A 23,994-nucleotide genomic window follows, 5' to 3' on the forward strand; every position below is an offset into this window, starting at 1 on the left:
CCCCGATGAGGTGCTCGCCCCAGAAGACTGGCTGACCGACGTCGAGCGGACCCGCGCCGCCCGGTTCGCGTTCGAGCCCGACCGCCGCTCCTTCATAGCGGCCCACCTGCTCGTACGCCTCTGCGCCGCGGCGGTGCTCGACACCGATCCGGCCGGGCTGACCCTGTTACAGCACTGCGACGTGCACGGCCCCGGCCACGGCCGCCCGTACATCGAGCAGGCCCCCTCACTCGGCGTCAGCCTCAGCCACACGCGCGGCTACGTCTGCGCGGCGGCCGGCGAGGGCCGGGTCGGCATCGACGCGGAGCGGGTGCCGCCGGGCCCGTTCGACCGGCTGCTCGCCGGCCGGGCGCTCAGCGAGCAGGAGCTGGCCGTGGTCACCACCAACGAAGAGCTGATCAGGCACTGGACGCGCAAAGAGGCGCTGATCAAGCGCGGCGAGCTGACCATCGACGGACTGCGGGAGGCCGACGCCGACGCGGCGGGCCGTCACCTGCTCGAATGGACCGCCGAGGGGGACATCGTGGTGGCCGCTATCACAGACGCACCAGCGGAATTGATCCCTATATCCGGATAAAATGGCCGCATGTTCTACCGCAAGCCGCTAGAGGAGCGCATCGCCGATCGGGTGGCGCAGCGCAGGCCGCTCGAGGAGGGCAAGACCTTCGAGCACGGGCCGGCCAAGTTCGTCTTCGTCTCGCTGATCGTGGCCGTCGTGGTCATGCACGTCGTCGGCCTCGCCGTGGTGATGGCTCTGCACTAGCGGCGCCGGGTGGGAGTGGGATCCAGGAACACCTGGGAGATGGCGGGATAGCGGTCCCGCAGCCGGCGGTCGAGCTCGTCGCAGGCGATCTCCACGCCGGCCGCACTCGCGTCGTCCCGAAAGTCGATCTTCGCGGCCACCATGAGGCTGCCCGGACCGAGGTACATCGTGAGCAGCTCGACCACGCTCATCACCTCGGGCTGCGCCGCCAGCACCTCGCGGATCTCCTTCTCGACCGGGTCCGGCGCGGACTGGCCGATCAGCAGCGACAGGTTCGACCGGATCAGCGTGAGCGCGGCCACCAGCAGGAGCAGGCCGATCGCGATCGACGCGCCGCCGTCCCACACGGCCGAGCCGGTCACCTGGGAGCCGAGCAGGCCCAGCGCCGCGATCACCAGCCCGACCAGCGCCGCCGCGTCCTCGTACACGACGGCCTTCAGCGCGGTGTCCGAGGTGATCGAGACCAGGCGGAACGGGCTGACGTCATGCCTGCGGGCCTCCCTGCGCAGCTGCGCGAGCGCGTTGAGGAAGGACCCGCTCTCGATCGCGAAGGAGACGGCCAGCACGATGTACGACGGGAGCAGGTTGCCGAGGTCCTCGCCGTGACTGATCTCGTGCACGCCGTGGGTGATGGAGAAGCCCGCGCCGCCGACCAGGGTCGCGACCGCGGCCATCATCGCCCAGAAGAAGCCCGCCTTGCCGTGCCCGAACGGATGGCGGCCGTCAGCGGGCCGCTGCCCCCGGCGTACGGAGACCAGCAGCAGGAGCTCCGTCACCGTGTCCGCGGCCGAGTGGGCGGCCTCCGACAGCATCGCCGCGGAGCCGCCGATCAGGCCCGCGATCAGCTTGGCCACCGCGATGGCCAGGTTCGCGCCGCCCGCCACGAGGACGGTGCCCAAACTCTCACCCGAGTTGTCCGCCATAACGGGTCACCTTATGGTGGGCCGCGTTCGGCCGCCCACAGCAGGTAACGCCGGCACCCACGCGCGGGCGGCGGTTTTCACGGCTTGGTGCGCTAGATTGGAGATCATGAGCGCGCCCCGCTGGCTTTCCCCCGCTGAGCAGCGTGCCTGGCGTACCCACCTGGCGCTGCACAAGCTGCTCATGCACCGGCTCGACCGCGAGCTGCAGGAGCACGCTCTCTCGGTGAACGACTACGAGATCCTGGTCAACCTCTCCGAGAGCCCCGAGCACCGGATGCGGATGAGCGACCTGGCCGACGCGACCATCCAGTCGCGCAGCCGGCTGTCGCACCAGATCTCCCGCATGGAGGCCAAGGGACTGGTCGCCAGGGAGGACTGCCACGACGACCGGCGCGGCACGTTCGCCGTGCTCACCGACGAGGGCTGGGCCACGATCGAGAGAGTCGCGCCTGATCACGTGGCCAGTGTCCGTGAGCATTTCGTCGACCGGCTCACCGACGACCAGCTCGACGCGCTCGTGGTGGCCTACGAGCCGATCGTGGAGCATCTGAAGAAGCTTCGCTGAACGCCCAGGCCGACACCTAACCGATATGCCCGACGGCACACGATCGTTCCGGGCGCTCGCTACGATCCGCTCATGCTCCGAAAGCTGCTGTTCGTCGTCATCCTCGCGCTGGTGTCCGCCTGCTCATCCGGTGGCGGCGGCAGCGAGTTGCCCGCCGGACCCGATCTGCTGAAGAAGTCGGCCGAGGCCATGAAGGCGGTCAAGTCGGCCACCTTCTCCATCGCCACGGACGGCAAGCCCAAGGTGCCGGTGAAGAAGGCCGACGGCAGGCTGACCGCCACCGGTGACGCCGACGGCACGATCACCATCGAGGTCCTGGGCAGCCTGCAGGAGCTCACCTTCGCCCTGGTCGGCGACACCGTCCACTTCAAGGGCCCGACGGGTGGCTTCCAGAAGATGACCAGAAAGGACCTGGCGCAGATCTACGACCCGTCGCTGATCCTCAACCCGGCCAAGGGCCTCGCGCAGCTGCTCGGCACGGCCACCGACCCGCGCGTCGAGGCCGAGGAGAGCGGCGTCTACCGGGTGGCCGCCACGTTCTCCGGTCAGGTCCTCGGGACCCTCGTCCCGGGCGTCACCCAGGGCGTCAACGCCAAGATCTGGGTGGACAAGGCCACCAGCCGGCTCACCAAGGTCGAGCTGCCGCTGCAGGACGGCACGGTGACCGTGTCGCTCAGCGACTACGACGCGCCGGTGACGATCACGCCGCCCGCCGCCGGATGAGGCGCGCCCGCCGGGTCGCGCTCGGCGTCGGCGGGGCGGTGGTGCTGCTCGCCGCCCTCGACGCGTACGTGGTCGTGACCGTCCTGCTGGACATCGCCACCGACGTGGGCATCCCCACCAACCGCCTGGAGCGGGCCACACCGGTGGTCACCGGGTTCCTGCTCGGCTACATCGCCGCGATGCCGCTGCTCGGCCAGCTCTCCGACCGGTACGGCCGGCGGCCCCTCATCCACGCCTGCCTGGCGGCGTTCTCGCTCGGCTCGGTGCTGACCGCGCTGGCGGCCGGTGAGGTGATGGTGGTGACAGGCCGGACGATCCAGGGGATCGCGGGCGGCGCGCTGCTGCCGATCACGATGGCGCTCATCGGCGACATGTGGGACGAACACGAGCGCCCGGTGGCGCTCGGCGCGGTCGGCGCGGCGCAGGAACTGGGCAGCGCGCTCGGTCCCCTGTACGGCGGGGTGCTGGCGCTGATCCCCAGCACCTCGGTGTTCGGCATCGAGCTGGGCGGCTGGCACGCCATCTTCTGGATCAACCTGCCGCTGGCCGCGCTGGCCGCCGTCGCGGTCCAGCTGACCGTTCCCCCGCCGGCCGGGGCCTCCTCCGGTGCCTCGTCTGGGGCCTCCGGTCGCGTGGACGGGGTTGGCGGCGCGTTGCTGGCCCTGAGCCTCGCCCTTCTGGTGGTGGGCCTGTACAACCCGGAGCCCGCCACGACCGTACTGCCGCCGTGGGGCCTGCCGGTGATCGCGGCGGGGGTTCTGGCCGGAGCGGCGTTCGTCTGGTGGGAGATCCGGTCGAAGGTCCGGCTGCTCGACCTGACGGGCATCCGCAAGGGGCCACTGCTGGCCACGCTGGGCGTGAGCTTCCTGACCGGGGCCGCGCTGCTGATCACCATGGTGTTCGTCCAGTTCACCGCGCAGACGCTGCTCGACATGGAGGCGCTGGAGGCGGCGCTGGTGCTGGCCAGGTTCCTGATCGCGCTGCCGGTCGGCGCGGTGCTGGGCGGTGTGCTGGCCCGCCGGCTCGGCGACCGCCTGGTGGCGATTGTGGGCCTGATCGTGGCCACGGCCGGATATGTGCTGATGAGCCGCTGGCCGCTCGACCTGGCGAACGCCGGACTGCTGGTGGACCTCGCGCTGATCGTGGCCGGACTGGGCCTGGGGCTGGTCATCGCGCCCGTGTCGGCGGCGGTGCTGCGGGTGACGCCGGCCACGCAGCACGGGGTGGCCTCGGCGGCGGTGGTGGTGGCCAGGATGATGGGCATGCTGATCGGCATCGCGGGGGTGTCGGCCTGGGGGTTCCACCGGTTCCAGTCGCTGACCGCGGACCTCGACACACCGCTCCCGGTCGGGGTCGAACCCGCCGTGTACACCAAGCAGCTGAGCGAGTACCTCGCGAAGGTGGACGCGGCGCTGCATCTGGAATATACGGAGATGTTCTTCCTCACCGCCCTGATCTGCCTCCTCGGCGCGGTGGTCGCCGCCTTCCTCCCCCGCCGTCCGGTGAGCGACTGATTCAGTCATCGCCTTGACCGCTGATAGGGATTTTTAGGACAAATCGTGCGCCTCGCTCCGAGTCCTCGATGGTCAGCGTCCCGCCGTGGCGCTCGGCGATCTCCCTGGCGATCGCCAGGCCGAGTCCCGTACCCCCCTTGTCCTTGCTACGGGCGGCATCCAGCCGGGTGAAGCGCTGAAACACGAACTCCCGCAGGTCGGGCGGGATGCCGGGGCCGTCGTCGTTGATCTCGAGCACCGCCTCGTCGCCCTCGAGGCTGACCGAGACCGCCACGCTGGAGGTGGCGTGCCGGGCGGCGTTGTCCATGAGGTTGGTGAGCAGCCGGCCGAGTTGCAGCCGGTCCCCGCTGAGGACCACGCCCGGCTGGAGGTTCGTCACGATGCGCACCTGAAGGGCGCGGCGTCCCAGCTCGGACTCGATCAGCTGGCTCAGGTTCACACTGTCGTCCGCGCGCGCGGCACCGGAGTCGAGCCGGGCGAGCACCAGCAGGTCGACGACGATCGCCTCCAGCCGGTCGAGGCTGGCCAGCAGGGCTCGCGTCATGGCGGGCCAGTCCGCCTCGTCCGGGTGCAGCAGCGCCTCCTCCACCTGGGTGCGCATGGCGGTGATGGGACTGCGCAGGTCGTGCGAGGCGTCGGTGGCGAAGCGCCGCTGCTGCTCGACCGTCGCCTCCAGCCGGTCCAGCGTCAGGTTCGCGGCCTCGGCCAGCTTCCGGATCTCGTCGTGGTGCTCGGGCACGGGCACGCGGCGGCCCAGGTCGGTCGAGGTGATCTCGGCCAGCTCGGCGCTGATGGCGTCGACCGGGTCGAGAGTCTTGCTGACGGTACGGTAGGCTCCGAACGCCGTGGCGCCGACCAGCAGCACAGATCCGATCAGGAGCCGGGCCAGGAACGAGCGGTCGACGTACCACGGGATGACGGCATCGGCGCCGTAGACGATGTATTCGGTTCCGTCCTTGTGGATCTTTATGGCCTCGACGATCATGCACTTGCCCGGGAAGCTCGGCACGCTGCAGACGACCCGGTCCGCTCGCAGGTTCTCCCCGGGCAGGGAGAAAGTGGCCATCCGCGGTTGGCCGGCCATCCGCTCGGTGGACGTCACGACCCGGCCGGCCGGGTCGACCACCTGGATGGCGGCGACGCCGAGGTCGGGCAGCACGGGAGGGATCTGATCCAGCAGGATGTAACGGACCGCCCGTAGGTCCGCGGCCAGAATCCGGTCCGCCTGATCATCCGTGGCATGGTCGTGAGCGCTCCCCAGGATCGTCCCGCTGAAGATCGCGCACAGCAACGCCATGACGACACCGGACAGCAGCGTCATCCGAGTCCGCACGGACCAGTCGCGCCGCAAGCTCACCATGCCCCTCCATCCACCTGACGATCACGCTAAATGCGCATCGTCCGAGGCTGAGGCAGGGGACCGGCAAGACGCCACAAACTATGCACCAAGAACGTGGCCATGAGCGGTTTTCACGGCGAGAGCCGGTGCAGGTCGCGCGGGAACAACGTCGCCTGACGGATGTTCGCCGCGCCCACCAGACGCGCCGTCCAGCGCTCGAGGCCCAGCGCGAACCCCCCGTGCGGCGGCATGCCATGCGCGAAGGCCCGCAAATACCCCTCGTACGGCCCGGCATCCTCACCCCGCGCGGCGAGCGCGTCGAGGTAGTCCTGGTGCCGGTGCAGCCGCTGACCACCCGTCACCAGCTCCAACCCCCTGAACAGCAGGTCGAAGCCGTTCGAGTAGCCCGGACGCAGCGGGTCCGGATGCGTGTAGAACGGGCGCTTGGCCATCGGATATCCCGTGACGAACAGGAACTCCGACCCGTGCTCCCGCACCGCCCACTCCGACAGCCACCGTTCCTGCTCCGGCGACAGGTCCGGCTCGAACTCGCCCGTGAGCCGCTGCGCCTGCGTGAAGTGGATCGCCGGGATCTCGGCGGGCACCTCCGGCAGCGCCACGCCGAGCAGGTCGATCGCGGGCTGCCCCCGTACCACCTCCAGCATGCCCGCCACCGCCTCGCGCAGCACGGCCATCACGTCGCGGTGGTCGCGCACGAAGCCCAGTTCGGCGTCCAGGCTGGTGTACTGGGCCAGGTGGCGGACCGTGTCGTGCGGCTCGGCCCGGAAGACCGGGCCCACCTCGTACACCCGCTCGAACACGCCGACCATCGCCTGCTTGTAGAACTGCGGCGACTGCGCGAGGTAGGCGGGGCGCCCGAAGTAGTCGATGCCGAAGACGTTCGCGCCCGACTCGGTGGCCGAGGCGACGATCTTGGGCGTGTGGATCTCGGTGAACCCGAGCCGGTCCAGCGCCCGGCGGAACCCGGCCACGCTCGCCGCCGAGATCTCCAGCGGTGCCCGGAGCCGCGGATGGCGCAGCGCGACCGGCGCGTGGTCGAGGATCGTGGGCAGCGCGGCGGGCACGACGGGCCGGTAGAGGTCGAACGGCGGCGCCTCAGTGGGCTCGGCCAGCACCTCGATCTCCGGCTCCGTGAGCTCGACGCCACCCGGCGCCTGCGGGTTCGCGGTCGCGACGCCCGTCACCTGGACGACCGTCTCCTCCCCCGGGACCGCGCCGGGCGCCACCACCTGGGCGAGCCCGCTGCGGTCCCTGACGACCAGGAAGGACACGGATTTGAGCCGCCGGCGGCGATGGACCCAACCGGCGATCGTCACTCGTTGTCCGGCGTGCTCAGCGAGCTCCGCCGACAGGACACGAGAGATCATCACAGCTCCTCACGAGGAATTGCATGATCCCTTGGGAGTGCGGGGGAGAAGGGAACTCCCGGTGCCACCGCACTTTCGCCGCCCACGACGGGGCGGCCTCCACGACCCGATAACGGGGGTCAGACCGGCGGGGCATTTCCTCCCCGCACTCGGGAGTGTCTTCGCCGAAGGGCGCGGGGCCGCCTTCACAGCTACCGGCGGCTCTCTCCGGCCCGCGCGGGCCTTCGGCTACTCGTCTCCGTCCACGTGTTGCCGATGATCGTACTACTTCTTGGGCTGGCCGCCCTTCCGCTTTTCGCGGATCTTCATCGACACGTCGATCGGCGACCCGGCGAAGCCGAACTCCTCGCGGAGCCGGCGTTCGATGAACCGGCGGTAGGTGTCCTCGAGCCAACCCGAGGTGAACAGCACGAACTTGGGCGGCTCCACCGACGCCTGCGTGGCGAAGAGGATCTTCGGCTGCTTGCCGCTCCGCACCGGCGGCGGCGTCTGGTGCACCAGGTCGGTCAGGAACGCGTTGAGCCTGGACGTCGGCACCCGCGACGACCACGAGTCCAGCGCCTTCTCCAGTGCCGGGACGAGCCGGTCCATGTGGCGCCCGGTCTTGGCGGAGATGTTGACCCGCAGCGCCCACGGAGTGCGGACGAGCTGCCGGTCGATCTCCTTCTCCAGGTAGTAGCGGCGGTCCTCGTCGACCAGGTCCCACTTGTTGAACGCGACCACCATCGCCCGGCCCGACTCGATCACCAGGCCGATGATCCGCAGGTCCTGCTCGGTGAGCACCTCGCTGGCGTCGATCAGCACGATCGCCACCTCGGAGCGTTCGAGGGCGGCCCTGGTGCGCATGGCGGCGTAGAAGTCGGCGCCCTGCAGCTCGCGGTCGCGCCGCCTGATGCCGGCGGTGTCGACGAAGCGCCAGGTCTTGCCGCCCAGCTCGATCAGCTCGTCGACCGGGTCGCGGGTGGTGCCCGCCATCGGGTCGACCAGCACCCGCTCCTCCCCCGCCAGCTTGTTGAGCAGCGAGGACTTGCCGACGTTGGGCTTGCCGAGCAGCGCCACCCGGTAGGGGCCGCGCTCCGCGTCGAACTTCAGCTCCGGCGTCTCGGGCAGCGCCTCGAGGATCACGTCGAGCAGGTCGCCGCTGGAACGGCCGTGCAGGGCCGACACCGGCTGCGGCTCGCCGAGGCCGAGCGCCCAGAGCGAGGCGGCCTCCAGCTCCAGCTGCTGGTTGTCGACCTTGTTGGCGGCCAGGATGACCGGCTTGCCCGACTGGCGGAGGACGGAGCCGACCGTCTCGTCGGCGTCGGTCGCGCCCACGGTGGCGTCAACGACGAACACGATCACATCGGCCAGCTCGACCGCGACCCGCGCCTGGTCGGCGATGCGCAGGTTCATCCCGGTGGCGTCGGGGTCCCAGCCGCCGGTGTCGACGACCGTGAAGCGGCGCCCGCGCCAGTTGGCGTCATAGGTGACGCGGTCGCGGGTGACGCCCGGCACGTCTTCGACGACCGCCTCGCGGCGGCCGATGATGCGGTTGACCAGCGTGGACTTGCCCACGTTGGGCCGGCCGACGATGGCCACGACCGGCTGCGGGCCGCTGTCGACGACGTCGTCGGATACTTCGAGATCGCCGAGGTCAGCCTCGACCCAATCCCCCGTAGACACGATTTTTCATCCTTTGTGAGTGCCGCACCTTGTCAGGTGCGCTCCTTGACCAGACTCAGCACCTCGCCGATGACCTCTTCGAGGGTCAGCGGCGTGGTGTCGAGCTCGACGGCGCCATCCGCCATCGAGAGTGGATCCGCTTTACGTGTGGAGTCGAGGGTGTCGCGCCGGGCCATGGCGGCCTGCTGCGCCTCCACCGTGGTGCCGGCCAGCTCCGCCGTACGACGCAGGGCACGGGCCTCGGCGCTGGCCGTCAGGTAGACCTTGACGGCGGCGTCGGGGGCGACCACGGTGCCGATGTCGCGGCCTTCGACCACGATGTCGCCGGCGCCGATGATCTCCCGCTGCAGTTGCACGAGACGCGCGCGCACCTCGGGAACCGCCGCGACGACGGAGACCGCCCCGGTGACCTCGGCCTCCCGGATCGGCCCTGCCACGTCGACACCGCCGACCTGGATGGACGGGCCGTCGGGGTCGGTGCCGCAGGTGATCTCGGGCTCGCCCGCGCGGGCCGCGACAGCGGCGGGATCGGTCAGATCGACGCCCTGCTGGAGCATCCACCAGGTCATCGCACGGTACATCGCCCCGGTGTCCAGGTAACGCAGCCCGAGCGCCCGGGCGACTCCGCGCGACACACTCGACTTACCCGACCCCGAAGGACCGTCCATGGCGACGACCAGACCGGTCACGGCCTCTCCCTCTTCACGTTCTTCTCCAACCTGAAGAGGCTACCGCCTCTCGACGACGCGATAGGCCGGTAGAGCGGCCGTCCGGGAGACTGACCGTTCACTTGAGGCCCGCCGTCAACCGGAACAGGCCGACCGGCACCAGCCCGCGCTTGAGCAAACGGTAGGTGGGCATCGGGCTGCTGCTCACGGTCTCCTTGTAGGCGATGGCCCACCGCCCCGTCAGGTACCACCTGCGTGGCGTGTCATCGGGGTGGGTGAACTGGATGACCGCGTCCTCGCGCCCGAGGCTGAGCGGCTGATGGACGTACCCGAAGCGGAGCGCCTTCACCCGGCGGCCGAGCAGCCCGTCGGCGAGCGCGTCGGCCGCGTGCAGGCCCGTCGGGATGCCGCCCTGGCAGGTCCCGTGCATGACGCCGTACGGCTGGCGCACCGCGGCGGCGTCGCCCACGGCGTAGACGTCCGGGTGGGACACCGAGCGGAGCGCGGAGTCGACCACGATCCTGTCCTGCCCGTCCACCGTCAGCCCGGCCTCGGCGGCCAGCGGCAGCCCTCTGGTGCCGGCGGTCCAGAGCGTCGCGTCGGAGTCGACCAGTTCGCCGTCGGACAGCTCGACGGCGTCCGGCAGCACCTTGACGACGTCGGCGCCGCACCGTACCTGGATGCCCAGCCGGGCCATCGCCTTGTCGACGTACGCGCGGGCCTTGTCCCCCATCATCGAGCCCGGACGGCCCCGGCTGAGCAGGACGACGCGCAGGTTCGGGTGCGCCTCCGCCAGTTCGGTCGCCGACTCGACCCCGGTCAGGCCGCCACCGGCCACGACGACCGTGCCCCTGTCGAGTTCGCCGAGCCGGTGCGCGAGCCGTACGGCCTGGTCGTGGTCGTCGTAGACGTAGGCGTGCTCGGCCACGCCCGGGGTCGAGAGGTCCGTGACGGTGCCCAGGGCGTAGATCAGCTTGTCGTACCCGATCACCCGCCCGCCGTCCACGATGACCTCGTGGCGGGCGGGGTCGAGGGCGGTCACGCGGCCGAGGACGAGGTCGATGCCCGTTCCGGAGATGATGTCGGCGATCGCGTGGTCGTCCAGCCGTTCGCCCGCGGCGGTCTGGTGCAGCCGCAGCCGTTCGGTGAACCTCGGCGCGGCGCTGACCAGCGTCACCTTCCCGCCGTGGCGGCGGGTCCTGGTGGCGACCCTGATCGCCGCCGCGATGCCCGTGTAGCCGGCGCCCAGTATCAGGATGTTCGTCATGTCCCTGTCTCCTCGCGGTTGCGGGTGGATTCCGCACTGAAGACGGAGCGAGAAGCCGGGGATGTGACATCAGCCGGATGCGAAGTAGCTCTCTGGCGGGCCGAGGTAGCTCTCAGCCAGGTCGCCGGTCGCGACCACCAGCTTCTGCACGACCACGGTCGGGTCGACCATCCAGAACCTGAGCGTGTGCGCGCCGGGAGTGGACACGGTGAACGTGGTCGACGTGCGGTTCGCCGCGTCGGTGGTGTTCATCTCCCAGCCCTTGTTCATGGTGGTGTCGTTGGCCCCGGTGGCCGTCGTGATGTCGACGGTCTTCGGCGCCTGATCGTCGATCGACACCGCGTACCGCAGCCCGCTACCGGACAGCACGTTGTTCCTGGGCGACAGATACGCCCAAACGGTGTACGTGCCGGCCGTGGTGGAAGATGGTGCCGCGCTGGTCGCTGCCGACGATCACCAGCGCGCGGCTCACCCCGGCCATGGGATTCTCCACCACTTGCTGCAGCGAGGTCTCCCACTTGCCGCGGATGGCGGCGACGTCCAGCTTCCCGGCCGTCACGAGCCCGTCGATGAGCGCGCTGCGACCGATCGTGCCCACCAGCACCGGCTCCCCGGACGAGGGGACGGTGGTCGAGACTGCCGGCTGGACGCCGGTCACCTACCCCCACCCCGGATAGAGGTAAGCATGCGCAGGTGGAGACGATGGTCAACCGCGACGCTTCTGGTCGACATGTACAGCGCCCTGACCACTGCCGACCTCGCCGACGGCGTCCACCCCAATGCCGGCGGCTACAGCAAGATGGCCACCGTCTGGTACAACGCACTGCGCTCAGTGCCCGGCAGTTTGGACCCTGCCACCCCGACCCCTTCGTTCCGGCTGCGTAACGAGGGGGCCGGGCGGTGTGTGGACTCGCCGAACAGCGCCGGCGCCAACGGCACCCAGCTGCAGATCTACGACTGCCACACCAACGGCACCGTCACCAACGGGGCCAACAACCTCTGCCTCAGCGTCACCGGCACCGCCAACACCTCCGGCGTGACCATCGCCACCTGCAACGGCCGGGCCACCCAGAGATGGACCAGGTCGTGAACGGTAACTAGGGGACCTGCCAGCCGCGTTCGTGCAGGGCCTTGGTGAGCACGGCCGCCGCGTCGGGCTGCACGGAGACCTCGGCGATGCCCAAGGGCAGGCCAGGAGCGTGCTCCAGGCGTACGTCCTCGACGTTCACGCCGACCTCGTCGCAGATCTGGAAGAGCCTGGCCAGCTGGCCGGGGCGGTCGCCCACGACGACCTGGACCACCACGTACGCGGGCGCGGGGCCGCCGTGCTTGCCGGGGATGCGGCCGTGACCGGCCACGCCGCGCTTGAGCAGCTGGGTGAGCTCCTGCGTGGCGGTGCCGTCGCCGTCGGCCAGCGCGCGGAGCGCCGTCGCGGCCTCGGACAGGTCGCGGGAGACGGCCTCCAGCACCTCGGCCACCGGGGCCGCGTTGCCCGACAGGATGCCCAGCCAGAGTCCCGGGTCGCTGCCCGCGATCCTGGTGACGTCGCGGATCCCCTGCCCGGCCAGGCCGAGCGCGATGTCGGACGCGTCGGCCAGCCGGGCGGCGACGGCGGACGCGGTCACGTGCGGCGCGTGCGAGACGACCGCCACGGCCCGGTCGTGGTCGGCGGCGTCCACCTCGACGGGGTTGCCGCCGCAGAGCTCCACCAGCTGTTGTACGGCCGCCCGGGCCTCCGGGGTGGCGTCAGGGGTGGGGCAGAGCGCCCACGGACGGCCCAGGAACAGGTCGGCCCTGGCGGCTCCGGGGCCCGACTTCTCGCGTCCGGCCAGGGGGTGGGAGGCAACGTAGGTGGACAGGTCGCAGCCCAGCTGGCCGGCCCGCTCGATGGGCTCCACCTTGACGCTGGCCACGTCGGTGTAGAACGTGGCGGTGCCGTTGCGCTGCAGGGCCAGCAGCTCGCTTGCGACGTGCGCGGGCGGCACCGCGATCACCGCGAGATCGATCGGCTCGGCCGGGGTGCCGGCCTCGGGGTGCCATTCCTCGCCCGCGCCGAGCTCCCGGGCCAGCCGTACCGCTCCCTGGTCGTGGTCGGCGAGCAGCACGCGCACTCCGCGCTGGCGCAGGGCCAGCGCCATGGAGGTGCCGATGAGACCGGTGCCGACTACGAGCACGGTGCGGAGTTCGGAGGCCATCTACATGTCCTGATTTATCGGGCGTCGGAGAAGCTCTGTCGGGTGAAACTTCGTCTACTGGTGGTCGTTTACTGAGCGATGTCCTGGCGCAGCGCGACGGCGCCGCGCAGGTAGACATGCTGGATCTCGGAACGCGGCCGGTCGGTCTCGACGTGGGCCATCAGGCGTACGACCCGGGGCAGCGCGCCCGGCACGTCGATCTCGGTGCAGCAGATCAGCGGCACGTCGTGGAAGCCGAGCTTCCGCGCCGCCAGCGCCGGGAACTCCGCCGTCAGATCGGGAGACGCCGTGAACAGCACGCTGATCACATCGTCGGTGGTCAGCCGGTTGCGCTCCATCAGCTCGCTGACCAGCTCCGTGGTCGCTTCGATGATCGCCTCACGGTTGTTGGCGTCCACCTGGATCGCCCCGCGGATCGCCCGCACCATGTGATCCGTCCCCTCTATAGCGGTGAAGCCCGTGCGGAGGTTCGCACGGGCTCCTGCGTTCCCGCCAGATTACAGCTTCACGGCCGCGTAAAGCTCACCGACCTCGTGCAGGGACAGCGCCCTGACGGTGCCCGCCTTGGTACGGCCCAGCTTGACCGGCCCGAACTCGATCCTGGCCAGGTCGATCACGCGATGACCCGCCTCCTCCAGCATCCGCCGGACGACGTGGTTGCGGCCTTCGTGCAGGACGATCTCAACCAGCGCCTGCTGGCCGTGCTCCTGCACGATCGAGAAGGAGTCGGCCTTGGCGATGCCGTCCTCGAGCTCGATGCCCTGCTTGAGCCTTTTGCTCAGATCACGCGGGATCGGCCCGGGGACCTTCGCCCAGTACTTCTTCTGCACCCCGTAACTCGGGTGAGTCAGCCGGTTGGCCAGCTCGCCGTCATTGGTGAGCAGCAGCAGCCCCTCGGTCTCGGTGTCGAGCCGGCCCACGTGGAACAGCCGCGGCGCGAGCTCCTGCACGTAGTCGGCCAGGCACGGGCGGCCCTGCGGGTCGTCCATGGTGGACACGACGCCGATGGGCTTGTTGATGGCGTAGTAGACCAGGTCGGGGGCGGTCGGGATGCGCTTGCCGTCCACGTGGATGACCTGCGCGGCGGGGTCCACCTTGGCCCCGAACCGCCGTACGACCTGCCCGTTCACCGTGACGCGACCGTCACCGATCATCTCCTCGCAGGCGCGGCGGCTGGCGACGCCCGCTTGGGCGAGCACCTTCTGCAGCCGTACGCCGCCGGGGACCTCGGTGGTGTCGCGCTCGTCGGAGTAGCCCTCGGGGTAGAAGTTGCGGTCCCGCATGGGCTGGCGAGCGGTCTTGAACCTGTCGCGGGGCGCGGCGCTGCCCGTCCCGCCGGAGGTACGGCCCCCGATGGTCTGAACGTCGTCGCGTCTCGGGGTACGGCTCGGGCGGCTGTCCTCGCGTCGCGAGCCGGCGTCGTCACGGCGTCCGAAGCGGGCTCGGGTGGAGGACTCTCCGCGGCCGTAGCCGGTCCGTGCGGACTCGCTACGGGGACCGCCTTCCCTGCGCCCACCACGGTCGGCCCGGAAGCCGCCACGGTCGTCACGCCGCTCGGGACGGAAACCACCACGGTCATCGCTGCGGTCGGAACGGAAGCCACCGCGGTCGTCACGGCGGTCCGACTGGAAACCGCCACGGTCGGAGCGGAAGCCGCCGCGGTCGTCACGGCGCTGGGGACGGGAGCCGTCACGGGCACCGCGCTCCCGGGAGGCGGAGCCGCCACGGTCGTCACTGCGGTCGGAACGGAAGCCGCTCCGGTCGTCACGGCGGTCCGACTGGAAACCGCCACGGTCGGAGCGGAAGCCACCGCGATCGTCACGCCGCTCGGAACGGAAACCACCACGGTCGTCCGTACGCTCGGGACGGAAGCCACCGCGGTCGGCACGGCGGTCCGGCTGGAAGCCGCCACGGTCGGTACGGAAGCCGCCGCGGTCGTCACGGCGCTGGGGACGGGAGCCGTCACGGGCGCCGCGCTCGCGGGAACCGGACCCGGCGCGGTCGCCAGGGCCGGAGCCGGTGCGGTCGGAGCGGTATCCGCCACGGTCGCCCCCGGACGACGAGCCATAGCCGCCGCCCTCGCCACGGGAGGACGCGCCGTAGCCACGGTCGCCGCGCGGCTGCGCGCCATATCCGCCTCGGTCACCACGGGACTGCGAGTAGCCGCCGCGGTCGTCTCGGGACCGCGTACCGTAGCCGCCGCGGTCGCTTCTGGGCGCCGAACGGTCGTCGTCGCGGGAGGATGTGCGGTCGTCGCGGGAAGGGCGGTCGTCGCGCGAGGACGTACGGTCGTCGCGGGAAGGACGGTCGTCGCGGGAAGGACGGTCGTAGCCGCCCCGGTCGCCCGTGGAGCCGGAGCGGTCGCGGGCGTCGCCGGAGGCCGGCCTGCCGTACCGGGCGCGGGAGCCGCCACGGTCGGCGCGGAGCGAGTCGCGGCCGGAGCCCAGCTCGCTTCCGGAGTCGCGGCTGCCGCCGCGGTCACTGTCGTCGCGGCGCGGTCCGCCGCGGGAATCGTCTCGGTGGGAACCGCCACGGAACCCCTCACGGCGGGGGCCGCCGCGCGAGTCGTCCGAACGGAAGGCGGGACGGCCGCTACGGCTTGCGCCGCCGGTGCGTCCACGACCGCGTCCATCACCGGACGGGGTGCTGCGCCTGTTGATCACTTTGTATTCTCCTCGAGGTTTTCCACGTCGTCGGGGAGGAAGGGGGCGAGCTCGGGGAGTTCGCCGATGTCCTTCAGTCCCAGGCGTTCAAGGAAGTATGAGCTTGTCCGGTAGAGCACTGCCTGGCTCTCCGGGTCGGTGCCGGCCTCTTCGACCAGCCCCCTGGCGACGAGCGTCCGCATGACGCCGTCGCTGTTGACGCCGCGGACCGCGGCGACACGTGCACGGCTCACCGGTTGCCGGTAGGCCACGACCGCGAGCGTTTCCAGCGCGGCCTGGGTAAGCCGGGTCTGCTGGCCGTCGCGTACGAACCGCTCGACCAGCGCGGCACAGTCGGCTCGCGTGTAGAACCGCCAACCGCCTGCGACTTCCCTGAGATCGAAACCCCGTCCGGCTTGGGTGTATTCCGCGGCCAGGGCCCGAAGTGCGGTGCTCACCTCATGGGTAGGCCGTTCGAGCACCTGCGCCAGGGTCACGTCGGGGACGGGTTCGTCCACGACCATGAGGATGGCTTCAAGCGCCGCCCCAAGCGTGGGCCCGCTTTCGGCGGGTTCAATGGGCGCGCCCGAACTGGGTTGCTCGGACGCGTCTGGGTGGGATTGCTCGGGTACTTCTGCAGCAGGCTGCACGGATTCGCCCGCGCTCGGCTGATCGGGCACATCTGCGTCGGGCTGATCGGACGCGCGTATTGCGCCGCGCTCCGCCGTACCACCACCCGCCGCACCGGCGCCAGAAGGGGCCGCCGCAGTCTCGTCGGCGCCGGAGGGAGCCGCCGTAGTCGGACCGGCGCCGGAGGAAGCCGCCACGGTCGCGCCGAGGAAGGACGCCTCGTCCGGATCAGGAAGCGCGCCCGGCTCAGGAGACCCGCCCGCGGGGGGCCGCTCGGAGGACGCGCCCTCCGCCCGTGGAGCAGCCCCGTCGGCGAGTGTCACGTCCTCGAAGCCGTCGGCCCGACCCGGCTCCGACACCATGACCTGGGGGTCATCGGCCGAATCCGGCTCCGACACCGCGTCACGGCAACCGTCGTCCACACCCGATTCGGGCGCCAAGTCCCGCAGACCGACCGCCGCATCCGGCTCAGGCGCCAAGTCCCGCAGACCGACCGCCGCATCCACCTCAGGCGCCAGGTCTCGCAGATCGTCGGCCACATCCGGCTCACGCGACACACCCTGCAGACCATCGTCCGCCCCAGGCGACACACCACCCTCCGGCTCATCCAAAGTGTCGGAGGTCTTCTGGTTGGCGAGGGAGCCCGGAAGGGTCATCCAGGCGGGCAATGGGGCGGAGTCGTGCGGCGGGTTGTCGTCCAAGCGGTCACTCATCAGCCGTCTTCTCCGCGCTCTCCTCGTAGTCGTCCCCCACCGCGACGTCCCCGTCGTCCGAGCCGGTCCAGGTCACGTGCAGGTCACCCAGGGCTTCGACCTGTTCGAAGGTGACCGCGGACTCCCGGAAGAGCTCCAGCACCGCCAGGAAGCGGGCGATGACCTCGATGGTGCCTTCGCAGTCGGCAACCAGGGCCCGGAAGGTGGCCCGCCGCATCCGCCGCAGGTGCGCCACCAGGATAGCGGCTTGCTCCCGCACGCTGGCCAGCGGTTGGTAGATGTGTCCGACGCTGACGGTGGGCGGGAGCTTGGGGACGAAGGCGCGGGCGGCGATCCGGGCGAGGTCGTCCGGGCTGATGCCGAGGATGAGCTGCGGGAGCAGGTTGGCGAACTGCGGCTCCATGGGCGCGGTGCGGGGGAAGCGCAGCGCCTCTTCGGCCATGCGGCCGGAGAAGACCTTCGCCACCTCCTTGTACGCCTTGTACTGCAGCAACCTGGCGAACAGCAGGTCGCGGGCCTCCAGCAGCGCCAGGTCCTCTTCGTCCTCGACCTCGCCCGACGGCAGCAGACGGGCCGCCTTGAGATCCAGGAGCGTGGCCGCGACCAGCAGGAAGTGGCTGGTCACGTCGAGATCCCACTCGGGGCCGCGAGCCCGGATGTAGGCGATGAACTCGTCGGTGACCTTGGAGAGTGAGATCTCGGTGATGTCGAGCTTGTGCTTGGAGATCAGGCCGAGGAGCAGGTCGAAGGGCCCCTCGAAAACGTCCAGGTGAACCCTGAACCCCTGTGGCTCTGCCTCCTCCGTCACCTGGCCATTGTGGCAGGCGCCGGCCAACGGGACAGCACCTCTCTGGCCAGCTCACGGTAAGCGTTCGCGCCGAGGGACGACGGGTCGAACGTGGTGATCGGCTCGCCGGCGACCGTGGCGTCGGGGAAGCGTACGGTGCGGTTGATCACGGTGTGGAACACCTTGTCGCCGAACGCCTCGACGACACGGGCGAGCACCTCGCGGCCGTGCAGGGTGCGGGCGTCGTACATGGTGGCGAGCAGGCCCTCGATCTCGAGGTCCTCGTTGAGGCGTTCCTGCACCTTGGTGATGGTGTCCATGAGCAGGGCCACGCCGCGCAGCGCGAAGAACTCGCACTCCAGCGGCACCATGACGCCCTGCGCGCAGGTCAGCGCGTTGATCGTGAGCAGGCCGAGCGACGGCTGGCAGTCGATCAGGCAGACGTCGTAGTGCGGCAGCAGCGGCTTGATCACCCGGCCGAGCACCTGTTCGCGGGCGACCTCGGTGACCAGCTGGACTTCGGCGGCGGACAGGTCGATGTTGCTGGGCAGCAGGTCGAGGCCCTCGACGCCGGTCTCCAGCAGCACGTCCTCGGCGGTGACGTTGCGCTCCATCAGCAGGTTGTAGACCGTGAGGTCGAGCTGGAGCGGGTTGATGCCGAGGCCGACGGACAGCGCGCCCTGCGGGTCGAAGTCGACGAGCAGCACCTTGAGGCCGTATTCGACGAGCGCGGCGCCCAGGTTGATGGTGGTGGTGGTCTTGCCGACCCCACCCTTCTGGTTGACCATCGCGACCACCCGCGCGGGCCCGTGAACCTCGGGCGCGACAGGTTCGGGGAACACCGGGCGGGGACGCCGGGTCGGACCCAGATTCACGCCCACGGAGGGCGTGTTGGTCTTCGTGTCACCCCAGGGGTTGTCGGGGGTCCCCGGGGTCGAACCGTTGGTCTTCACAGTCACCAGCTCGAACCTCCCTGACGATCCCGAACCGGACCGTCCGGACGGACACTATGGCGTCACCACTAAACGCGGCAAGGCGGCACGCCGAAGTGCCGCACGTCGCAAAAGACTATAGATCACTGCCGGGCACGGGGATGCGCGGCGGCGTACACCTCGCGGAGTTTGTCGACGGTGACCAGGGTGTAGACCTGCGTGGTCGTCACCGAGGCGTGGCCGAGCAACTCCTGGACCACCCTAACGTCGGCGCCACCGTCGAGGAGGTGGGTTGCGAAGGAATGACGGAGAACGTGCGGAGATATCCCGGCGAGTCCGGCCCGTTCGGCGGCGGCCTGGAGCACCTCCCAGGCGCCCTGCCGGGTGAGCCGGCCGCCCCTGGCGTTGAGGAAGGCGGCGGGCGTGCCCCGGCCGTGGGCCACGAGGCCGGGCCGGGCCCTGACGAGGTAGGCGTCGAGCGCGGAGCGGGCGTAGCGGCCCAGGGGGACGACGCGGGTACGGCTGCCCTTGCCGCGCAGCCGTACCTGCTCCGCCTCCAGGTCGTCCACGGCCAGGCCGACGGCTTCGGAGATGCGGGCGCCCGTGCCGTACAGGACCTCCAGCAGGGCCCGGTTGCGCAGGGTCAGCGGCGCGCCGTCGGGGCCGGAGGCGGCGATGAGCCGCTCGACCTCGTCGACGGTGATCGCTTTGGGCAGCCTGCGGAGCTGTCGCGGCGGGCGTACCTGGTGCGCCGGGTCGTGGGCCGTGACGCCCTCGCGCAGCGCGAAGCGGTGCAGGCCGCGGACGGCCGACACCGCCCGCGCGGCCGAGCTGGCCACGAGGGCGGGGTGGTCGCAGTCGCCCTGACGCAGTGCGGCGAGGAAGTCGAGGACGTCGGCCTCGCCCACCTCGCCGAGCGTCGCCCGTCCGCGTGAGCGCAGGTGCTCGACGTAGCGGCGCAGGTCACGGCGGTAGGAGGCCAGCGTGTTGGCAGCCAGGCCCCGCTCCACCGTCAGGTGGGCGAGGTAGCTGGAGAGCACCGCCTCCACGAAGTGGTCCTTCCGTCACGCCTCCTTGGCGTCGGCAGGGCGCAACAGGGCGAATCCCTCGACCGAAGCCGCATATGCGGCGAGGATACCGGCCACGGTCGGGGAATTGTGGATCATTCCCATGAGCGCCCTTTCGACCGCGTCGGTCAGGGGCACCCACTCGACCGGCATGTCGATCTCCTCGTGCTCGTGAACGAAGCCGTTCTCGGCGTCGGGGATCTTCGACAGGCCGCGGGCCAGGAACACCCGGATCCGCTCGTTGGACATGCCGGGCGAGGTGTAGAGGTCGACCAGGGTGTGCCAGGTCTCGGCGCGGTATCCGGCCTCCTCGGCCAGCTCCCGCGCGGCCCCGGTGACCAGCGGTTCGCCTTCGACGTCGCGCAGCCCGGCGGGCAGCTCCCAGAGCAGCTGACGGGTCGGGTGGCGGTATTGACGGATGAGCAGGACCCGGTCCCGCTCGTCGAGCGCGAGCACGGCGACCGACCCGGGATGCACGACGTAGTCGCGGTCGGCGACCGTGTCCTTCGGCATGCGGACGGTGTCGGTGACCACGCGGACCACCCGGCCCGCGAACCGGTCCTTGGATTCGACGACGTCCCACGCCTCGGGCGTGTCTTCGACCCTCACTTGGCCACCTTCGGAGTCACCTTGGGGGTCACCCGGCTGTCGGCGTAGGCGAGCGCGGCGTTGATCAGGCCCTTGAACATCGGGTTGGCCCGCGTCGGCCGGGAGCGGAACTCGGGGTGGGCCTGGGTGCCGATGAAGAACGGGTGGGCCTCGACGGGCAGCTCGGTGTATTCGACCAGGCGGCCGTCGGGCGACAGCCCCGAGAACACCATGCCGACCTTCTCCAGCCGCTCGCGGTAGGAGTTGCCCACCTCGTACCGGTGACGGTGGCGTTCGGCGACCTTGGCCTTGCCGCCGTACAGCTGCCTGGCCAGGGTGCCCTCGCCGAGCTTGGCGGTGTAGCTGCCCAGGCGCATGGTGCCGCCCATGTCGCGTTCGCCGGCGACGACGTCCTCCTGGTCGGCCATCGTGGAGATGACCGGGTCCTTGGCGTCGGGGTCGAACTCGGTGGAGTTGGCCCCTTCGAGCCCCGCCAGGTTGCGCGCGGCCTCGATGACCATGCCCTGCATGCCGAGGCAGATGCCGAGGAGCGGGATCTTGCCCTCCCGGGCGTGGCGGATCGCGCCGATCTTGCCCTCGATGCCGCGCACGCCGAACCCGCCGGGGATCAGCACGCCGTCGACGCCGTCGAGCTCGCGCTCGGCGCCCTCGGGCGTCTCGCAGTCGTCGCTCTTGACCCAGCGGATGTTGACCCGGGCGTCGTTGGCGAACCCGCCCGCCCGCAGCGCCTCGGTGACGGACAGGTAGGCGTCGGGCAGGTCGATGTACTTGCCGACCAGCGCGATCGTGACCTCCTTGGCCGGCCGGTGCACCCGGCGCAGGAGCTCCTCCCACTCCTTCCAGTCCACGTCGCGGAAGGGCAGGCCGAGCCGCCGCACCACGTACGCGTCGAGCCCCTCGGAGTGGAGCACCTTGGGGATGTCGTAGATCGAGGCGGCATCCACGGCCGAGACGACGGCGTCCTCGTCGACGTCGCACATCAGGCTGATCTTCCGCTTGATCGCCGTCTGCACGGGCCGGTCGGAGCGGAGCACGATCGCGTCGGGCTGGATGCCGATGCTGCGCAGCGCGGCCACGCTGTGCTGCGTCGGCTTGGTCTTCAGCTCTCCGGAGGGACCGATGTACGGCAGCAGCGACACGTGCAGGAAGAAGACGTTGTCGCGTCCGACCTCGTGCCTGATCTGGCGGACGGCCTCCAGGAACGGCAGCGACTCGATGTCACCGACCGTGCCGCCCACCTCGGTGATGACCACGTCGACCTCAGGACCCGCCATGCCCCGGATGCGGTCCTTGATCTCGTTGGTGATGTGCGGGATGACCTGGACCGTGTCGCCCAGGTATTCGCCGCGCCGCTCTTTGGCGATGACGTTGGAGTAGACCTGGCCGGTGGTGACGTTCGCCGAACCGTGCAGATCGGTGTCGAGGAACCGCTCGTAGTGGCCGACGTCGAGGTCGGTCTCGGATCCGTCATCGGTGACGAAGACCTCGCCGTGCTGGAACGGGTTCATCGTCCCGGGGTCCACGTTGAGATAGGGGTCGAGCTTCTGCATGGTGACCCGGAGACCGCGTCCCTTGAGCAGATGGCCCAGGCTGGAGGCGGTGAGCCCCTTGCCGAGACTGGAGGCGACACCGCCGGTGACGAACAGATGCTTGGTTTGCGATGCGCTGCGCAAAGGGGCTCCCGTGGGTCGAGTTGTGGTCGAAGCGTCCACGGGCTCTCAGGATATCAAACAACGCCCCCGACATGCCCGAACGGCATGACCTAGCGGTAACTTTGGGCCCTATGTCATTAGTACGGCGGGCAACGGGCGCGCTGATTCACCGTGCCTACAAGGCGATCCGCGCGGCAGGGGCGATCACTCCCGCCAGTCCGGGCGGCACCCGCTTCCGGCATTTGGGCGACGGAGTCAGCATCGCCTTCCCGCCGGGCGCGATCTTCGGCGAGCAGTGGATCGAGATCGGCGACCACACGCTGATCGGCGAGCGCGTGTCGCTCTCCTGCGGCATGGGTCCCGGCGTCGACCTGGGCCCGGACTCGATCCTGCGGATCGGCGGCGGCTGCTCGATCGGCCGGGGCTCGCACATCGTGGCCCACCAGTCGATCGACATCGGCGAGCACGTCTTCACCGGCCCGTACGTCTACATCACCGACCAGAACCACGTCTACGACGACCCGGAGACGCCGATCGGCAGGCAGTGGCCACGCAACAGTCCGGTATCGATCGGCGCGGGCTCCTGGCTCGGCGCGGGCGCGATCATCCTGCCCGGCACCAGGATCGGCCGCCAGTGCGTGGTGGCGGGCGGCGCGGTCGTGCGCGGGGAGTTCCCCGACCACAGCGTGGTCGCGGGGGTGCCCGCCAAGCTGGTGCGCAGCTACGATCCCGCGCTCGGCTGGCACACGCCGCCTCGTGATCCCACCCTCGTGGACGGTCTGGACCGAACAACCTTCTGACGGTTAGCGTCGGTCCATGCGGACCGCTCTTTGCGAACGTCTCGGCGTCGAGTTCCCGTTGTTCGCCTTCAGCCACTGCCGTGACGTGGTGGCCGCGGTCACGAACGCGGGCGGCTTCGGCGTCCTGGGCGCGATCGCCTACACGCCCGAGCAGCTCGACACCGAGCTCACCTGGATCGACGAGCGGGTGAACGGCCGTCCGTACGGGGTGGACGTGCTGGTGCCCGGCAAGCTCGACGCGTCGGCGCTCGATCGCGACGCCCATCTGACCGACTTCATCCCGGAACGGCACCGCGACTTCGTCACGCACCTGCTGTCCAAGTACGGCGTGAGCACGCCGCCGCAGCCGGTGGCCGCCTCGGCGGACGAGTTCGGCAGGCGGGTGACGGCGGCGGGCGCGACCGGGCTGATCGACGTGGCGCTCAAGCATCCGATCGGCCTGATCGCCAGCGCGCTCGGGCCACCGCCGCCGGAGATGGTGGCCGCCGCCCGGCAGGCGGGCATACCGGTGGCCGCGCTGGTCGGCACCGTCGAGCACGCCCACCGGCAGGTGGCGGCGGGTGCGGACCTGATCGTGGCGCAGGGCACCGAGGCGGGCGGGCACACCGGCGAGATCGCCACCATGGTGCTGGTGCCGCAGGTCGTGGACGCGGTCGCGCCGGTGCCGGTGCTGGCGGCGGGCGGCATCGCCTCGGGACGGCAGATGGCGGCGGCGATGGCGCTCGGCGCCGAGGGCGTGTGGTGCGGGTCGGTCTGGCTGACCACCGAGGAGGCGGAGACGGCGCCCGCGGTGAAGCGGAAGCTGCTGGCCGCCTCCTCGCTCGACACGGTCAGGTCCAGGTCGCGTACCGGCAAGCCGGCCAGGCAGCTCAAGTCGGCCTGGACCGAGGAGTGGGACTCGGGGCAGGAGAGCCCCGGCCCGCTCGGGATGCCGCTGCAGATGCTGGTGGCCGAGGCCGCGATGGCCCGTGTCGGCCTGGCCGCCGAGCGTGGCGAGCCGGGGGCCGTGGAGCTGGCCAACTACTTCGTCGGGCAGGTGGTCGGCCAGCTCGACCAGGTCAAGCCCGCTCGCGAGGTGGTCTACGAGATGGTGAGCGAGTTCGCCGACGCGGTGGAACGGCTGTCCAGTTTGTCGCAGTGACCAGCTACGAT

General features: G+C 70.5%; 25 protein-coding genes. 8 read left to right on the plus strand and 17 right to left on the minus strand.

What is annotated here, in order from left to right:
• The first annotated feature begins 10 nt into the window (after window positions 1-10).
• Complete coding sequence (locus KME78_RS34100) at window positions 11-577, plus strand: 4'-phosphopantetheinyl transferase family protein (RefSeq protein WP_308127239.1); 567 nt, start codon at window positions 11-13, stop codon at window positions 575-577.
• Between the two features lie 9 nt (window positions 578-586).
• Window positions 587-763, plus strand: coding sequence for a hypothetical protein (locus KME78_RS34105; RefSeq protein WP_219533539.1), 177 nt, complete (start codon window positions 587-589; stop codon window positions 761-763).
• Here KME78_RS34105 and KME78_RS34110 read toward each other — a convergent pair.
• The gene (locus tag KME78_RS34110; protein WP_219533540.1) at window positions 760-1,686 is read right to left on the minus strand and encodes a cation diffusion facilitator family transporter; all 927 of its coding nucleotides are present in this window, start codon (window positions 1,684-1,686) and stop codon (window positions 760-762) included. The genes KME78_RS34105 and KME78_RS34110 overlap by 4 nt on opposite strands.
• Before the next feature lie 106 nt (window positions 1,687-1,792).
• Between KME78_RS34110 and KME78_RS34115 the strand changes: the two genes are divergently transcribed.
• From KME78_RS34115 to KME78_RS34125, 3 genes are all read left to right on the plus strand, one after another.
• A complete protein-coding gene (locus KME78_RS34115) occupies window positions 1,793-2,251 on the plus strand; it encodes a MarR family winged helix-turn-helix transcriptional regulator (RefSeq protein WP_214637536.1) in 459 nt (152 codons plus the stop codon).
• 72 nt (window positions 2,252-2,323) lie between these two features.
• The gene (locus tag KME78_RS34120) at window positions 2,324-2,974 is read left to right on the plus strand and encodes an LppX_LprAFG lipoprotein (protein WP_219533541.1); all 651 of its coding nucleotides are present in this window, start codon (window positions 2,324-2,326) and stop codon (window positions 2,972-2,974) included.
• Window positions 2,971-4,488, plus strand: coding sequence for an MFS transporter (locus KME78_RS34125; RefSeq protein WP_219533542.1), 1,518 nt, complete (start codon window positions 2,971-2,973; stop codon window positions 4,486-4,488). Before KME78_RS34120 ends, KME78_RS34125 begins: the two co-directional genes overlap by 4 nt.
• Before the next feature lies 1 nt (window position 4,489).
• Here the strand turns inward: KME78_RS34125 and KME78_RS34130 are convergent, their stop codons facing one another.
• The 7 genes from KME78_RS34130 to KME78_RS34160 all read right to left on the minus strand — a co-directional run bounded on the left by KME78_RS34130 (window position 4,490) and on the right by KME78_RS34160 (window position 11,473).
• Window positions 4,490-5,848: a sensor histidine kinase gene (locus KME78_RS34130; protein WP_246652564.1), complete on the minus strand. Its 1,359-nt coding sequence runs from the start codon at window positions 5,846-5,848 to the stop codon at window positions 4,490-4,492.
• A 110-nt stretch (window positions 5,849-5,958) separates the two neighbouring features.
• Complete coding sequence (aspS, locus tag KME78_RS34135; RefSeq protein WP_219533543.1) at window positions 5,959-7,215, minus strand: aspartate--tRNA(Asn) ligase; 1,257 nt, start codon at window positions 7,213-7,215, stop codon at window positions 5,959-5,961.
• Window positions 7,216-7,479: 264 nt separating this feature from the next.
• Entirely contained in the window at window positions 7,480-8,880 is a 1,401-nt protein-coding gene (gene der, locus KME78_RS34140; RefSeq protein WP_219533544.1) for a ribosome biogenesis GTPase Der, read from the minus strand.
• Between the two features lie 32 nt (window positions 8,881-8,912).
• Complete coding sequence (gene cmk / locus KME78_RS34145; protein ID WP_219533659.1) at window positions 8,913-9,548, minus strand: (d)CMP kinase; 636 nt, start codon at window positions 9,546-9,548, stop codon at window positions 8,913-8,915.
• A 118-nt stretch (window positions 9,549-9,666) separates the two neighbouring features.
• Window positions 9,667-10,815: an NAD(P)/FAD-dependent oxidoreductase gene (locus KME78_RS34150; RefSeq protein WP_219533545.1), complete on the minus strand. Its 1,149-nt coding sequence runs from the start codon at window positions 10,813-10,815 to the stop codon at window positions 9,667-9,669.
• A 69-nt stretch (window positions 10,816-10,884) separates the two neighbouring features.
• A complete protein-coding gene (locus KME78_RS34155; protein WP_308127240.1) occupies window positions 10,885-11,184 on the minus strand; it encodes a hypothetical protein in 300 nt (99 codons plus the stop codon).
• The gene (locus KME78_RS34160) at window positions 11,171-11,473 is read right to left on the minus strand and encodes a hypothetical protein (RefSeq protein WP_219533546.1); all 303 of its coding nucleotides are present in this window, start codon (window positions 11,471-11,473) and stop codon (window positions 11,171-11,173) included. The genes KME78_RS34155 and KME78_RS34160 overlap by 14 nt, the downstream gene beginning before the upstream one ends.
• Before the next feature lie 27 nt (window positions 11,474-11,500).
• Between KME78_RS34160 and KME78_RS34165 the strand changes: the two genes are divergently transcribed.
• Complete coding sequence (locus KME78_RS34165) at window positions 11,501-11,905, plus strand: ricin-type beta-trefoil lectin domain protein (protein WP_219533547.1); 405 nt, start codon at window positions 11,501-11,503, stop codon at window positions 11,903-11,905.
• A gap of 7 nt (window positions 11,906-11,912) precedes the next feature.
• Here KME78_RS34165 and KME78_RS34170 read toward each other — a convergent pair whose 3' ends face one another.
• The 9 genes from KME78_RS34170 to pyrG all read right to left on the minus strand — a co-directional run bounded on the left by KME78_RS34170 (window position 11,913) and on the right by pyrG (window position 22,063).
• Window positions 11,913-13,010 carry a prephenate dehydrogenase gene (locus KME78_RS34170; RefSeq protein WP_219533548.1) on the minus strand — a complete coding sequence of 366 codons (1,098 nt, stop codon included), beginning with the start codon at window positions 13,008-13,010 and terminating at the stop codon, window positions 11,913-11,915.
• Between the two features lie 68 nt (window positions 13,011-13,078).
• Window positions 13,079-13,438: a chorismate mutase gene (gene aroH, locus KME78_RS34175; RefSeq protein WP_219533549.1), complete on the minus strand. Its 360-nt coding sequence runs from the start codon at window positions 13,436-13,438 to the stop codon at window positions 13,079-13,081.
• A 69-nt stretch (window positions 13,439-13,507) separates the two neighbouring features.
• A complete protein-coding gene (locus tag KME78_RS34180; RefSeq protein ID WP_308127241.1) occupies window positions 13,508-15,673 on the minus strand; it encodes a pseudouridine synthase in 2,166 nt (721 codons plus the stop codon).
• The gene (gene scpB, locus KME78_RS34185; protein WP_308127244.1) at window positions 15,670-16,230 is read right to left on the minus strand and encodes an SMC-Scp complex subunit ScpB; all 561 of its coding nucleotides are present in this window, start codon (window positions 16,228-16,230) and stop codon (window positions 15,670-15,672) included. The genes KME78_RS34180 and scpB overlap by 4 nt, the downstream gene beginning before the upstream one ends.
• Window positions 16,231-16,987: 757 nt before the next feature.
• Window positions 16,988-17,803, minus strand: a complete 816-nt coding sequence (locus KME78_RS34190; RefSeq protein ID WP_219533550.1) for a segregation and condensation protein A — start codon at window positions 17,801-17,803, stop codon at window positions 16,988-16,990.
• Complete coding sequence (locus tag KME78_RS34195) at window positions 17,800-18,741, minus strand: ParA family protein (protein ID WP_219533551.1); 942 nt, start codon at window positions 18,739-18,741, stop codon at window positions 17,800-17,802. The genes KME78_RS34190 and KME78_RS34195 overlap by 4 nt, the downstream gene beginning before the upstream one ends.
• A 116-nt stretch (window positions 18,742-18,857) precedes the next feature.
• Window positions 18,858-19,763 (minus strand): site-specific tyrosine recombinase XerD, encoded by a 906-nt coding sequence (locus tag KME78_RS34200; RefSeq protein ID WP_219533552.1) that lies wholly within the window; start codon window positions 19,761-19,763, stop codon window positions 18,858-18,860.
• 15 nt (window positions 19,764-19,778) lie between these two features.
• Complete coding sequence (locus tag KME78_RS34205) at window positions 19,779-20,390, minus strand: NUDIX domain-containing protein (RefSeq protein ID WP_219533553.1); 612 nt, start codon at window positions 20,388-20,390, stop codon at window positions 19,779-19,781.
• Complete coding sequence (gene pyrG / locus KME78_RS34210) at window positions 20,387-22,063, minus strand: CTP synthase (RefSeq protein WP_219533554.1); 1,677 nt, start codon at window positions 22,061-22,063, stop codon at window positions 20,387-20,389. Before pyrG ends, KME78_RS34205 begins: the two co-directional genes overlap by 4 nt.
• A gap of 110 nt (window positions 22,064-22,173) precedes the next feature.
• Between pyrG and KME78_RS34215 the strand changes: the two genes are divergently transcribed.
• Both KME78_RS34215 and KME78_RS34220 read left to right on the plus strand, forming a co-directional pair.
• Entirely contained in the window at window positions 22,174-22,842 is a 669-nt protein-coding gene (locus tag KME78_RS34215) for an acyltransferase (RefSeq protein WP_219533555.1), read from the plus strand.
• Window positions 22,843-22,858: 16 nt separating this feature from the next.
• Complete coding sequence (locus KME78_RS34220; RefSeq protein WP_219533556.1) at window positions 22,859-23,983, plus strand: NAD(P)H-dependent flavin oxidoreductase; 1,125 nt, start codon at window positions 22,859-22,861, stop codon at window positions 23,981-23,983.
• Window positions 23,984-23,994 lie beyond the last annotated feature (11 nt).

Origin of the sequence: Nonomuraea guangzhouensis, assembly GCF_019396345.1 — a bacterium.
In the GTDB taxonomy this organism is placed as follows: Bacteria; Actinomycetota; Actinomycetes; order Streptosporangiales; family Streptosporangiaceae; genus Nonomuraea; species Nonomuraea guangzhouensis.

Coding starts and splice junctions, on each gene's coding strand:
- KME78_RS34130 (WP_246652564.1), bottom strand. CDS start 5,848: ATGGTGAGCTTGCGGCGCGACTGGTCCGTGCGGACTCGGATGACGCTG.
- KME78_RS34165 (WP_219533547.1), top strand. CDS start 11,501: ATGCGCAGGTGGAGACGATGGTCAACCGCGACGCTTCTGGTCGACATG.
- KME78_RS34120 (WP_219533541.1), top strand. CDS start 2,324: ATGCTCCGAAAGCTGCTGTTCGTCGTCATCCTCGCGCTGGTGTCCGCC.
- KME78_RS34105 (WP_219533539.1), top strand. CDS start 587: ATGTTCTACCGCAAGCCGCTAGAGGAGCGCATCGCCGATCGGGTGGCG.
- KME78_RS34220 (WP_219533556.1), top strand. CDS start 22,859: ATGCGGACCGCTCTTTGCGAACGTCTCGGCGTCGAGTTCCCGTTGTTC.
- aspS (WP_219533543.1), bottom strand. CDS start 7,215: ATGATCTCTCGTGTCCTGTCGGCGGAGCTCGCTGAGCACGCCGGACAA.
- aroH (WP_219533549.1), bottom strand. CDS start 13,438: ATGGTGCGGGCGATCCGCGGGGCGATCCAGGTGGACGCCAACAACCGT.
- KME78_RS34215 (WP_219533555.1), top strand. CDS start 22,174: ATGTCATTAGTACGGCGGGCAACGGGCGCGCTGATTCACCGTGCCTAC.
- KME78_RS34115 (WP_214637536.1), top strand. CDS start 1,793: ATGAGCGCGCCCCGCTGGCTTTCCCCCGCTGAGCAGCGTGCCTGGCGT.
- KME78_RS34150 (WP_219533545.1), bottom strand. CDS start 10,815: ATGACGAACATCCTGATACTGGGCGCCGGCTACACGGGCATCGCGGCG.
- KME78_RS34170 (WP_219533548.1), bottom strand. CDS start 13,010: ATGGCCTCCGAACTCCGCACCGTGCTCGTAGTCGGCACCGGTCTCATC.
- cmk (WP_219533659.1), bottom strand. CDS start 9,548: ATGGACGGTCCTTCGGGGTCGGGTAAGTCGAGTGTGTCGCGCGGAGTC.
- KME78_RS34125 (WP_219533542.1), top strand. CDS start 2,971: ATGAGGCGCGCCCGCCGGGTCGCGCTCGGCGTCGGCGGGGCGGTGGTG.
- KME78_RS34110 (WP_219533540.1), bottom strand. CDS start 1,686: ATGGCGGACAACTCGGGTGAGAGTTTGGGCACCGTCCTCGTGGCGGGC.